This is a genomic window from uncultured Brevundimonas sp. (assembly GCF_963974615.1).
Classification (GTDB): Bacteria; Pseudomonadota; Alphaproteobacteria; order Caulobacterales; family Caulobacteraceae; genus Brevundimonas.
In genome coordinates this window covers 81,124-93,110 of sequence record NZ_CAXBDH010000008.1, presented here as the reverse complement: position 1 = coordinate 93,110, position 11,987 = coordinate 81,124, and the positions used below count along the sequence as shown (strand labels likewise).

Genomic DNA, 11,987 nt, shown 5'->3' with positions numbered 1-11,987 from the left:
GGCCTACTGCCAGCGGGTCTTGACGCCGCCGCCCTCGTCCCATTCGCCCCCGGCGTCGAGGGCGGCGTCGAAATTGAGCAGGCGATCCAGCAGCAGGCCGGCCCCGACGCCGACAGCCATAACCGCGAACAGGCCCACCAGACTGCCGATTCCGACCTTTTCCGACCGGGTCAGGCGACGCCGTCCCGACGAGTCAATGATGCGGGACTTGCCGACCTTGCGACGAACCATCAGGCGGCCATCCTTGCCAGTTTCTTGACCTTGGCCACCGCCCGCTCGCGTTTCAGGCGCGACAGATGATCGATGAACAACACCCCTTCGAGATGGTCCATCTCATGCTGGATGCAGACGGCGTAGAGGCCCTCGGCTTCTTCCTCGACGGCCTTGCCGTTGTAGTCGAGGTAGCGGAGGCGCACCTTGCCGGGGCGTTCGACCTGATCGAAATATTCGGGCACCGACAGGCAGCCCTCTTCGTAGGCGTAGATCTCGTCGGAGGCCCAGAGGATCTCGGGATTGACGAAATAGCGCGGGTTGCGGCGTGACGTATCCTCGTCCTCGCCCTCGACCGGCTCGGGGGCGACGTCCTCACCCTCAAGGACCCGGTCGCCCAGATCCATAACGATGACGCGCCTGACCTCGCCGACCTGTACGGCCGCCAGGCCGATGCCGGGGGCGGCGTACATGGTCTCGAGCATGTCATCCATCAGGGCGCGCACGTCGTCATCGACTTCGGCCACAGGGGCGGAAATCTGCTTCAGCACCGCCGTATCGGCGGCATTGTCGACGGTCAGGATGCGACGGATGGCCATGAGCTGGAGGTAGGTGGCGCGGGGCCAAAGGTCAAGATTTCACAGTGGAACGGCCCACGTTACCGGGGCTTCAGACACCCGCCGGCAACACCCGCGGCTTGCGGTCATCGTCGATGGCCACATAGGTGAAGACGCCCTCGGTGACGCGGACCGACTCGGCCAGATGCTGGCCCCGGGCCCGCTTCCACGCCTCGACCCGGACCCGGATCGAGGTGCGGCCGGTGTGGATGACCCGGGCGTGGATGCTGACCTCGTCCCCGACCGAGACCGGCTGGAGGAAGACCATGCCGTCGACGGCGATGGTAGCGCAGCGACCCTGGGCGCGCTCGAAGGCCGGGGTCGCCCCGCACAGATCCATATGGGCCAGCAGCCAGCCCCCGAAGATGTCGCCCTCGGGATTGGTGTCGGCGGGCATGGCGATGACGCGCCCGACGGGCGGGCCTTCGGGACAGGGGGGAGTGGCGGCGAGGTCGGTCACGAAATCACGATCCTGTCTGACGGAGGGCGGGAACCGGCTCACAGCGAACCGGTAGGGTCTTTCTCACACCCGCTGGAAGATGGTACCCCGGCCCGAACGAATTTCGCCATACCGGCTCACCAGGCCCTCCATCAACCGGCGAAGTTCGCCATCCTTGCCGCTAACCTCTGGATTTTATTTGCATGACGGCTGCCGAGTTTTCGCCCTCGAGCCTCGCCCACTGGGACGAGATCGATCGCGGCAAGTTTCGCGACGAGCGCGAGGTGGTGGCCGAGCTGCTGGCGCAGGTGCCGCTGACCCCGGCCCAGCGTGAGGCCGTGGCGGTCGAGGCGGTCGAACTGGTCGAGCGGGCCCGCAAGGACAACCAGCGCCAGGGCGTGGTCGAGAGCTTCCTGCAAGAGTTCTCGCTGGGCACCCGCGAGGGTCTGGCCCTGATGTGTATGGCCGAGGCCCTGCTGCGCATTCCCGACGAGGAGACGCGCGACCGGTTGATCTCGGAGAAGATTCGCTCGGCCGACTGGGCCAAACATCTGGGCCAGTCCGAAAGTCTGTTCGTCAACGCCTCCACCTGGGGGCTGATGCTGACCGGCAAGCTGGTCGAGGTCGACGAGGACGCCAAACGCGACCTGCCGAGCTTCCTGCGCCGGGTGGCGGGGCGGATCGGCGAGCCGGTGATCCGACAGGCCGTGGCCGCGGCTGTGCGGATGATGGGCGAGCAATTCGTCGTCGGCCGCACCATCAAGGGGGCGCTGAAGCGGTCGGCGCGCGAGGGCTGGCTGTGCAGTTTCGACATGCTGGGCGAAGGGGCCCGCAGTGCCGAGGACGCGGTTCGCTACGAAAAAATCTATGCCGGGGCCATCGAGGCTGTCGGCCAGGTGCGGCGCGACACCGAAGGGATGCGCGGCCCGCAGACCGGCCACGGCGTGTCGGTCAAGCTGTCGGCCCTGTGCCCGCGCTATGAGGCGACCCAGGAACCACGGGTGTGGGACGAGCTGTATCCGCGGGTGAAGCGGCTGGCCCTGATCGCGGCGAAATACGACATCAATTTCTGCATGGACGCCGAAGAAGCCGACCGGCTGGCCCTGTCGCTGAAACTGCTGGACCGTCTGGCCCACGACCCCGATCTGGGCGAATGGAAAGGTCTGGGCCTGGCGGTTCAGGCCTATCAGAAGCGCGCGCCCGAGGTCATCGCCCGGGTCACCGCCCTGGCTGAACGCTCGGGCCGTCGGATCATGGTGCGGCTGGTCAAGGGGGCCTATTGGGACACCGAGATCAAACGGGCCCAGATCGCCGGCCGCCCCGATTATCCGGTGTTCACCACCAAGGTCGCCACCGACGTCAACTATCTGGTCTGCGCCCGCGCCATCATCGACGCCGCGCCGCATCTGTACGGCCAGTTCGCCACCCACAACGCCGTGTCTCTGGCGGCCATACACCGGATGGCGAAGGACGCCGACGTCAAGATCGAGTTCCAGCGGCTGCACGGCATGGGCGAGCCCCTGTACGATGCGGCCGAGGCCGCCTGGAAGGGCGAAGACCTGTCGATCCGCGCCTATGCCCCCGTCGGCGGGCATGAGGAACTGCTGCCCTATCTGGTCCGCCGCCTGCTCGAGAACGGGGCCAATTCCTCGTTCGTTCACGCCCTGCTCGACGAGCGGGTACCCGCCACCACCGTCGCCTTCGATCCCGTCACCGTGCTGGAAGCCCAGCCCGGCCCTCACCCCAAAATTCCGGTCCCCCAACACATGTACGGAAATCGTCTGAACTCCCTCGGCCGCGACTATTCCCAGGTCGAGGAACGCGAACGTCACGCCAGCGCCCTGGAAATGATCGACCGCGAAAAGCTCAACTCCGGCCCGATCATCAGCGGCGTGTTGCGCGCCGGCGAGAATCCGACCGACGTGATCAGCCCGTCGGACTGCAACAGCGTGCTCGGCTATGTGTCCGAGGCCACCGACACCGAGATTCACCAGGCCATCGAACTGGGCGCGCGCGCCCATATCGTCTGGGACCGGGCCGGCGGGGCGGCGCGGGCCATCGTGCTGCGCAACATGGCCGACGCCCTCGAGGCCGACATGGACCGGTTCGTGGCCCTGCTGGCGCGCGAGGCCGGCAAGACGCTGAACGACGGCGTAGCCGAGGTGCGCGAGGCCGCCGACTTCTGCCGCTACTACGCCATGCTGGCCGAGACCCAGTTCCCCGGGCCCGAGATCCTGACCGGGCCGGTCGGCGAGACCAACCAGCTGATGCTGCACGGTCGCGGCGTCTTCGCCTGTATCAGCCCGTGGAATTTCCCGCTGGCCATCTTCACCGGCCAGATCGCCGCCGCCCTGGCGGCCGGCAATGCGGTGCTGGCCAAGCCGGCGGAACAGACCCCGCTGGTGGCGGCCGAGGCCGTACGCCTGTTCCTCAAGGCCGGACTGCAGCCCGAGTTGATCGCCCTGGTCCCCGGTCGCGGCGAGACCGTCGGCGCGGCGCTGGTCAACCATCCGGGCATCGACGGGATCGCCTTCACCGGCGGCACCGGCACCGCCCGGGCCATCAACATCGCCCTGGCCAACCGCCCGGGTGCCATCATCCCCTTCATCGCCGAAACCGGCGGGCTGAACGCCATGTTCGTCGACACCACGGCCTTGCGCGAACAGGTGCTGGACGATGTCATTAACTCGGCCTTCGGCAGCGCCGGCCAGCGCTGTTCGGCCCTGCGCATCCTGTATGTGCCCAAGGACTCGGCCAAGGGACTGATCGAGGGGCTGAAGGGCGCGCTGGCGACCCTGGTGGTCGGCGATCCGGCCGATCCGGCCACCGACATCGGTCCGGTCATCGACGCTGAGTCGCGCGAGGTCCTCGAGGCCCATCTGGCGCGGCTGGAGAAGGAAGCCAAGGTTCTGGCCCGGGCCGAGTTCGCCGAGAGCGCCAACTGCGGCCATGGCACCGGCGAATATTTCGCCCCGACCATCGCCGAGATTCCGACGCCCGACTTCCTCGAAGCCGAAGTGTTCGGTCCGATCCTGCACATCTATCGCTACGACCCCGAGGATCTGATGACGGTGGCGGGCAAGCTGGCCGGGCGCGGCTTCGGCCTGACGCTGGGCGTGCACAGCCGTATCGAGGCCTTCGCCGAGGATGTGATCCGGCTGGTGCCGGCGGGCAATGTCTATGTGAACCGCAGCATCACCGGGGCCGTGGTCGGGGTCCAACCGTTCGGCGGCGAAGGCCTGTCAGGCACCGGACCCAAAGCCGGCGGCCCCAACAGTCTGATCCGCTATGCCTCGGAACAGGCGATCAGCGTCAATATCGCCGCCCAGGGCGGTGATCCGGCCCTGCTCAACCTCTAGACTGGCATCGTTCCCGGTGCCTCAGGGCACCGGGACATAGTCGGACGGCGGATGCGGCTTGAGACAGCAGTCGATCAGGCTCTGCCAGGCCGATTCAGCCGTATCGGCGAAGCGGAACAGGCTCAGGTCTGACGGTGATACCAGCCCGTGGGAGACCATGGCGTCGAAATCGATGACTGTGCGCCAGTAGGTCTCATCGACCAGCACCACCGGGATCGGCGGTGCCTTGTCGGTCTGTCTCAGGGTCAGAAGCTCGAACAGTTCATCGAAGGTGCCGAAGCCGCCGGGAAAAACCACCAGACCGTTGGCCCGCATCGCCAGATGCATCTTGCGCATGGCGAAATAGTGAAAACGGAAGGTCAGGCCGGGCGTCGACCAGCCATTGGGTTCCTGCTCGTGCGGCAGGGTGATGTTGAACCCGATCGAGGGGGCTCCTACGTCGGCAGCCCCGCGATTGGCCGCCTCCATAATGCCGGGACCACCGCCGGTGGCGATGACGTTGTCGCGCACCTGGCCGACATCCCGCATGGCCCCGCCGCGCAGCGACGCCAGCTTGCCGAACCGACGGGCCTCGGCATACCAGTCGGCATGGCGGCCGGGGCCGTCCTCGCGCACGCGAGCGCTGCCGAACACCACCAGGGTGGTGCGTATGCCCCACGCCCGGAGCACCTCTTCGGCCTTGGCGAACTCCAGCTGGAAACGCACCCCGCGCATCGAATCCCCGAGCAAGAAATCCTGATCCAGCGCGGGCAGGCGGTAGGATGGCGACGCCAGCTGGGCCGCATTGGAGTCGGGATCATCCATGGGCAGCGCCCTCCATTGGCCTGCTGTCGGGCGGGGACTGCAGCAGGGCCGTTTTCATCGCCGCGATCGCGGCCATGCGCGCGGCGTCGGACTCGAGACCCTGCAACGCCTCATTCATCGAGCTGAGCAGATCGGCCCGGGCACTGTGCCAATCCGGCCGGGTCGCCGCGCCGGGCAGCATGCGGACGGCACGACCGGAGACCAGAGTCACGTCCGCCGGAGTCAGGGTGAAGGTCTGATCCAGTTCGGGGATAATCACCGCCGCTGCGTCGACGCCGGCGGTGATCAGACGCGTCGACAGGCCCTGCAGTGAACCGGGCTCGCCGTGGGCGAGGAAGACCTTGCCGGATACCGGGCCGCGCGCCTTGAACCAGTCAACCAGCGCCGGAGCGTCGGCATGGCCGGAAAAGAGGTCGAGGGTGCGGATACGGGCATGGACGCGGATGTCATCACCCTGGATCCGGACCTGGGACGGTGAAGCCTGCAGGATCCGGCCGAGGGTGCCGGCAGCCTGGAAACCGGTGATCAGGACCGTGGTCTCGCGCCGCCACAGCAATCGTTTCAGGTGTTTGCGGATCCGTCCGGCGTCGCACATGCCACTGCCGGCAAGAATGATGTGCCAGTCGCGCAGCCGATCCAGCCGGTCGCTTTCCTGGGGTCGCATCAGATAGTGCAGCCGGTCGGCGTGGCGCAGGACCAGATAGGGGTTTTCGGACGCGTCCATGTTCCAGCCCCGCTGCAAGAAGACATCGGTCGCCTCGATGGCCAGCGGGGAGTCGAGGAAGATTTCGCCTGCCAGATCGGGCTCGGCCTCCATCACGGCCAACAGGTCGAGGATCAGCTCCTGGGCCCGGCCGACCGCAAAGGTCGGCATCAGCAGTGGGCCGCCCGCTGCCTTGGCCGAACGCAATTCCCCGGCCAGTGCCTTGCGTCGTTCCTCAAGATCGAGGTCGGCGCGATCCCGGTCGCCATAGGTCGATTCCAGCACCACATGGTCGACGCCGGCGGGACCGTCCGGAGCCGGCAGGAAGGGCTGGTGGCCCGAGCCGAGGTCGCCGGAGAACAGCAGCCGTACCGGCTTGCCCTGATCCTCAATCGTCAGCTCAACCGAGGCGGCTCCCAGCAGGTGACCGGCTGCCCAGTAGCGCGCCGTAACCCCCGGCACGATCTCAACGGTCTCGTTGAACTTTACGGTTTCAAACAGGCGCAGGGTCGGTTCGACATCGGCTGAGGAATAGATCGGCTCGACCCGTGGAAGCCCGCGCCGCTCGTTGCGGCGGTTGAGATGGGCTACGTCCCCTTCCTGAATGTCGGCCGAATCCGCCAGCATGACCGCACATAGGTCCCGGGTGGGCCGGGTAGCGTAGATCGGCCCGCGAAAACCGGCCCGGACCAATTTGGGCAGCATGCCGGAGTGATCGATATGGGCATGGGTCAGGAAAACCCCGTCGATGTCCCGGGCATCAAAGGGGAAATCCTGATGGTTCAAGGCCCGCAGGGTCTTGGGACCCTGAAACATGCCGCAGTCGACCAGAAAACGGCCGTGGTCAGTCTGCAGCAGGGCGCAGAAGCCGGTGACACACCCGGCGGCACCGTGGAAGGACAGGGACAGGGTCATGGTTGGTCTCGCTCTGGAAAGATCAGCGGGGTGCGACTCCCACCCACAGGGCCGTAGCGGCCAGTCCGGTCGCCAGACCCCAGCGCAGCAACCGACGGCCGGACGCCGGAAGGTGTGACGCGGTCCCGGCGGCCCCGACGACGATCGCCAGATGAACCATAATACTGATGCCGATATGAATCCCGCCGAACACCAGCATCTGGGTCCGGGGGGCGGCGAACTCCGGACGGACGAAACCGGGCAACATCACCATATAGAACAGGGCGGCCTTGGGATTGAGAAGATTAGCGACCAGCCCACGCAGCATCAGCCGGCCGGCGGCAAAGGGAAGCCGCAGTGGCCGCGACTGCACCGATCGCTCCGGCAGCAGGGCCTCGATCGCCAGCCAGAGCATGTAGCCGACACCGGCCCATTTCAGCGCGGTCAACGCCCCGGCCGACGCCAGCGGCGTCTTCGTCAGACCATAGAGCGCCAACATCAGATAGAGACCGAGACCGACCGTAACCCCGACGATGGTCAACAGCCCGGCCAGCCGCCCGCGCACCGTCGAGACCAGCGCCAGATAGCCCATATTGGGACCCGGGGTCAGCTCGATCAGAACCATGGCCAGAAGGAAGGCCGGCAGGACCGAGGGATCGACCAGCCACATACCGGCAGTGCCGGTCATCAGTGGGCGAGCAACAGACAGGGACCATCCGTGTCCTCGAGAAAAGCCCGGGTGGCTCCGCCGAAGATCGCCTCCCGAAGCCGCGAATGCCCCCAGGCCCCGGCGACGAGCAGGTCGACGCCCTCATCCTGAGCCCCCTCGACCAGAGCTTCGCCTGCCGAGCGGCCGGCGACGGCGACCGGCCGTCCGGTTCCGACCCCGTGCAGGCGGAGATAGGCGTTGAGCGAGGCCGTTTCCGGCGCGGTCGCCGGATCGTCGAGCCCCTCGGGGTATTGCAGCAGCATCAGTCCGGAGGCCATGGCGATCAGCGGCAGGGCACTGCGTACCGCCCGTCCCGCCTCGGCACTGCCGTCCCAGGCGATCGCGGCCTGGCCGGCGAGTCGTTCCGGTCCGCCGCGGGCGATCAGAACCGGCGACCTCTGCTGCAGCAGGATCTGCCCCAGCACCTCGGTGCCGTATCCCGCGCCCTGAAGATAGGTCTGACCGATGACCACCAGGTCAGCCAGCGCCATGGTCCGGACCAGGGCGAGCGAAGGGCGGACCGCATGGGGATGCACCAGGATCCGGGGTGCGCCGTCACCGTCACCGTAGACGATATCCGCGGTCCGGGCCGCGGATCGGGCCCCGGTCTCGATACGGTGCTGACAATCCCGTTCGGATTCCGACAGGGCCTCGATCGCTTCCGGCGACAGGGGCGCGCCAAGCGTCATGCCGAGCGCAACGAGGTCGATGGTCGCATCATGATGGATCGGCAGAACCCGGGCGACGGCTCCATGCCGGGCGGCGAGGCCGGCGGCAAAGGCCAGGGTCTGGTCATCGCCCGGACCCCCGCCCGCCAATGCCATGATGAGTTTGTAGCTCATGCTGACCCTCCGTCGGCCCGTCCGGGGTCGGCCGTGACCCACCGGCACAGACTGGGGCCCGGCCGGGCGCACGGCATTGATCCAGATCAGCTCCCCGGATCAGATTGTCGGGGAAATTTCCGCGGTCCGATCGGCCCCGTCCGCGACGACGCGTCCTAAAACAGGCGGGATACGTCGCCGGGTATATCGGCGGCGACCGTCGCGGCCGGACCGACCGAAAAGGTCTGCGGCCGGCTACGACCATCCATCACCGCGACCGGAGAGATGATCTCGGGGGCCATATGAATGACCGCCACGGCATCATCGTCGGGACAATAGACGCGCACATCGGGATAGCGGGTGCTGACCAGCCGGTTGATACCCTCGATCAGGGCCGGATCGAGCACTTCGGTTGCGCGCCCGGCCATGGAAAGACCGACCGCGGCCCCGTGATCCATCTCGCTGCGCACGGCGACCGACACGCGCGGGTCAGCCTTGATATTGGCCAGCTTCTGGCTGTCACGACCGATGGTGAAATACAGGTTGAGTCCGTCATTGACGTAACCGACCGTCGTCACCTGGGGCCAGCCATCGGGGCGATTGACGGCCAGGCTGAGCAACCGCTGGGAGTCCAGCAAGGCCACCACGGCCGCGACCGCGCCGCCGTGGATGGGGGTGACGTCCGTGCTCATGCCGACCTCCTTGTTTCTGACGGACCGTCTTATCGGGCGAACCGACGGTCGACTCCATTCGGTGATGGCCGCGCGATACGCGGCCGCGTGGTCCGCTCAGGCTGTGCCTTCAGCCAGATCGCGCAGGACCCCGGGCTGTTCGATCCGCAATTCCGACAGCGAGACCAGATGAATCACGCCCTGGGTCTTGAGCCGGGTCAGGATCCGGCTGACGGTTTCAATGGTCAGCCCCAGATAGTCGGCGATCTCGGACCGGGTCATGGGCAGATGGACCTGCCCCTCCAGCCGCGACCGCGCCGGGTCATGCGATGGAAGCTCCAGCAGGAAGGTCGCGATCCGCTCCAGCGCCGTCTTGCGGCCGAGCAGCAGCATCTGGTTCTGGGCGGCCACCAGCTCATGCGTGGCGCGCTCGAGCAGGGCGGTCTCGAGAGTCGGACAGTCCCGGATCAGGGACCTGTACTCGCTCTTGCGAAAACGGCAGGCCGTCGCCGGCTCGATCGCCTCCGCGGAGAAGACATAGGAGTCCCCGGTGGCCAGGCCGAGAAAGTCGCCGGCGAACAGGAAGCCCGTAATCTGTCGGCGGCCGTCGGCCAGCAGCTTGTAGACGCGGACCGAGCCCGAGGTGATGTTGAAGACATGGTTGGCGGGGTCCTCCTCGCGGATCAGAACCTCTCCGGCCGCGAAGGTCATATGTTCGGCCAGGCTGTCGAGACGTCCCAGGTCGGCCTCGTCGATACTGCCGCAAACGCTGAGAACGCGGGTGCCGCAACGATCACAGGCATTGTCCTCTCGACGCCGCGAACAGTCCGCGGGCAGGGCTTTCAGCTCCAGCATATCCTCATTCCCAAGCCGGATTCGACCCTAGGCCCGAACGGATGAAACAACAATCGCGGCTCATTGATTGAGATCAAGGCACCGGGGGCCGAATGAGCCTGAATGGTCGGATGTCTGCTGCCACGGTTCAGCCCCTGTCCCCCGAGGACATCGACGAGGTCTATGTCCTCGTCCGGCTGGGCTATGCCGATCTGACACTGGACGACTGGCGGGCCATGGCAACCCGGCAGATCGCATCGCCGGAGTCGACGGGCGGTATCCTGATCGCCCGGGACGGAGGTCGACGGCCCCTGGGTCTCTTACTCTATTCGATCGCCCCGAAATTCGCGGGGCGGCCCAGCCTGCAGGTGGAGCGACTGATCAGTTTCGACCTGATCGACCCGCAGGCCGTCGCCGACGCCATGATCGGGGAGGTTCTGAAAATCGCGCAGATCCAGGATTGTGACAGCCTCAGTCTGGTGCGCCCGATGGACGCTCCGCCCCAGGCCGCCGCCCTGGTGTTGGCCTCGGGTGTCTCGATCCTGCACCGGGTATTCTAGAGCCCTTACGGACCCTGACTGTCGACGTCCGTCAGGGCTGGTCGGCGCTAGTGCACGACCCGGGCGCTGCCGCCGATGCTTTCCAGATAGGTGATCAGATCAACCACCTGCCGGGGCTCGAAGACGAATTCCGGCATTTGCGGGTGGGCCGTCACCATCCCTTCGGCGAGGGCTTCCTGCAGATTTTGCACCGGATAGCGGCGGTTGAGTTCACGAAACGGCGGGGCGATGTCGAGCGGGCTCTCATCGGTCAGACCGACCGCATGGCAACCGGCACAATGGGTCCGAACCAGCACACCACCACGCGCGGCGGACCCGGCGTCGACCATGAGCGCCGAATCGGCTCCGGACAACGGCGGCGACGCAGCACAGCTGGTGAGCATGAGCAGGGCGCTGAATTTCCAGAGAGACATGATCTGATCCTCGTTCCGGAACGACTGTCACAGTCTGTCTTCACGGCAGCATTGATCCCGATCAATGCAACCCTGCGGCCGCCGGGCTCTTCTGACAGACATAAGGAGTCGCCGCGATGAGCTACAGGTCCGTAATGGTCTATGCCGACGAGGGCCTGGACAGTGATACCCGGGTGACCCTCGCCTGCGACCTCGCCACCCGCTTCGACGCGCACCTGATAGGGGTGTCCGGCAGCGCCCCGGTGCCGCCTCCGGTCGGCGACCCCTATATGGGTGGCGGTGTCCTCGGCGAGGCCCTGACGCTGTATCTGGATCTGGCCGAAAGCAACGTCCAGCGCGCGCTCACCCGCTTTCACGAGGTCGTCGGGGGGCAGTTCGAGGATTGTGAGTGGCGCGGCCGTGTCGGGTTTCCGGCCGACATCCTGATCGCGGAATCGCGCGCGGCCGATCTGGTCATTCTCGGTCGCCGGACCGACAGGACCCCCTTCTACACGCCGGATCCGGCCGATGTCCTGATGGGCGTGGGCCGGCCAGTGCTGATCGTGCCGCCCGGGTCGGGGCGAACCCCCGTCGACTGGCCGGCGGTGGTGGCCTGGAGCGACAGCCGCGAGGCCCGACGCGCCGTGGCGGCGGCGCTGCCGATGCTGCGCCAGACCGAAAAGGTCCATGTGGTCGAGATCTGCGACGGTGACGAGACCGGGGACGCCCAGACACGCGTCGACGACGTCGCCGCCTGGCTGAAACGTCACGACATCGACGCCGTGGGCGAGGTGAGTCCCCGCGATCACGACTCCACCGCCGCCGCCATCCTGGAATTCACCGCGTCGCGCAAGGCCGGGCTGATCGTCGCCGGCGGCTACGGCCACGCCCGGATCCGCGAATGGGTGCTGGGCGGCGTGACCCGCGACCTGCTCGCCGACAGCCCCGTATGCCTGCTTCTCAGTCATTGATCC

General features: G+C 66.8%; 13 protein-coding genes. 3 read left to right on the top strand and 10 right to left on the bottom strand.

Annotation, left to right across the window (positions count from 1 at the left end):
* Positions 1-3 precede the first annotated feature (3 nt).
* The 3 genes from AAC050_RS07050 to AAC050_RS07040 form a co-directional block, all read right to left on the bottom strand.
* A complete protein-coding gene (locus AAC050_RS07050; RefSeq protein ID WP_339914364.1) occupies positions 4-231 on the bottom strand; it encodes a hypothetical protein in 228 nt (75 codons plus the stop codon).
* Positions 231-809: a peptide deformylase gene (def, locus tag AAC050_RS07045; RefSeq protein WP_339914363.1), complete on the bottom strand. Its 579-nt coding sequence runs from the start codon at positions 807-809 to the stop codon at positions 231-233. Before def ends, AAC050_RS07050 begins: the two co-directional genes overlap by 1 nt.
* Positions 810-879: 70 nt before the next feature.
* Positions 880-1,224 (bottom strand): acyl-CoA thioesterase, encoded by a 345-nt coding sequence (locus tag AAC050_RS07040; RefSeq protein WP_339914423.1) that lies wholly within the window; start codon positions 1,222-1,224, stop codon positions 880-882.
* A 245-nt stretch (positions 1,225-1,469) separates the two neighbouring features.
* On the opposite strand from AAC050_RS07040, the gene putA reads away from it, so the two are divergent.
* Positions 1,470-4,625: a bifunctional proline dehydrogenase/L-glutamate gamma-semialdehyde dehydrogenase PutA gene (gene putA / locus AAC050_RS07035; protein ID WP_339914362.1), complete on the top strand. Its 3,156-nt coding sequence runs from the start codon at positions 1,470-1,472 to the stop codon at positions 4,623-4,625.
* Positions 4,626-4,646: 21 nt separating this feature from the next.
* Here putA and AAC050_RS07030 read toward each other — a convergent pair whose 3' ends face one another.
* From AAC050_RS07030 to AAC050_RS07005, 6 genes are all read right to left on the bottom strand, one after another.
* Positions 4,647-5,429, bottom strand: coding sequence for an LOG family protein (locus tag AAC050_RS07030; RefSeq protein ID WP_339914361.1), 783 nt, complete (start codon positions 5,427-5,429; stop codon positions 4,647-4,649).
* A complete protein-coding gene (locus tag AAC050_RS07025; protein ID WP_339914360.1) occupies positions 5,422-7,047 on the bottom strand; it encodes an MBL fold metallo-hydrolase in 1,626 nt (541 codons plus the stop codon). The genes AAC050_RS07030 and AAC050_RS07025 overlap by 8 nt, the downstream gene beginning before the upstream one ends.
* A 22-nt stretch (positions 7,048-7,069) precedes the next feature.
* Positions 7,070-7,714 carry a LysE family translocator gene (locus AAC050_RS07020; RefSeq protein ID WP_339914359.1) on the bottom strand — a complete coding sequence of 215 codons (645 nt, stop codon included), beginning with the start codon at positions 7,712-7,714 and terminating at the stop codon, positions 7,070-7,072.
* Entirely contained in the window at positions 7,714-8,577 is an 864-nt protein-coding gene (locus AAC050_RS07015; RefSeq protein WP_339914358.1) for a universal stress protein, read from the bottom strand. Before AAC050_RS07015 ends, AAC050_RS07020 begins: the two co-directional genes overlap by 1 nt.
* Positions 8,578-8,732: 155 nt before the next feature.
* On the bottom strand, positions 8,733-9,248 hold the full coding sequence (locus tag AAC050_RS07010; RefSeq protein WP_339914357.1) for a pyridoxamine 5'-phosphate oxidase family protein: 516 nt from the start codon (positions 9,246-9,248) through the stop codon (positions 8,733-8,735).
* A 96-nt stretch (positions 9,249-9,344) separates the two neighbouring features.
* Positions 9,345-10,082 (bottom strand): cyclic nucleotide-binding domain-containing protein, encoded by a 738-nt coding sequence (locus AAC050_RS07005; RefSeq protein WP_339914356.1) that lies wholly within the window; start codon positions 10,080-10,082, stop codon positions 9,345-9,347.
* A 110-nt stretch (positions 10,083-10,192) separates the two neighbouring features.
* On the opposite strand from AAC050_RS07005, the gene AAC050_RS07000 reads away from it, so the two are divergent.
* Positions 10,193-10,621 carry a hypothetical protein gene (locus AAC050_RS07000; protein WP_339914355.1) on the top strand — a complete coding sequence of 143 codons (429 nt, stop codon included), beginning with the start codon at positions 10,193-10,195 and terminating at the stop codon, positions 10,619-10,621.
* Between the two features lie 47 nt (positions 10,622-10,668).
* Here the strand turns inward: AAC050_RS07000 and AAC050_RS06995 are convergent, their stop codons facing one another.
* On the bottom strand, positions 10,669-11,034 hold the full coding sequence (locus AAC050_RS06995) for a cytochrome c (RefSeq protein WP_339914354.1): 366 nt from the start codon (positions 11,032-11,034) through the stop codon (positions 10,669-10,671).
* 116 nt (positions 11,035-11,150) lie between these two features.
* On the opposite strand from AAC050_RS06995, the gene AAC050_RS06990 reads away from it, so the two are divergent.
* The gene (locus AAC050_RS06990; RefSeq protein ID WP_339914353.1) at positions 11,151-11,984 is read left to right on the top strand and encodes a universal stress protein; all 834 of its coding nucleotides are present in this window, start codon (positions 11,151-11,153) and stop codon (positions 11,982-11,984) included.
* The last annotated feature ends 3 nt before the right edge of the window (positions 11,985-11,987 follow it).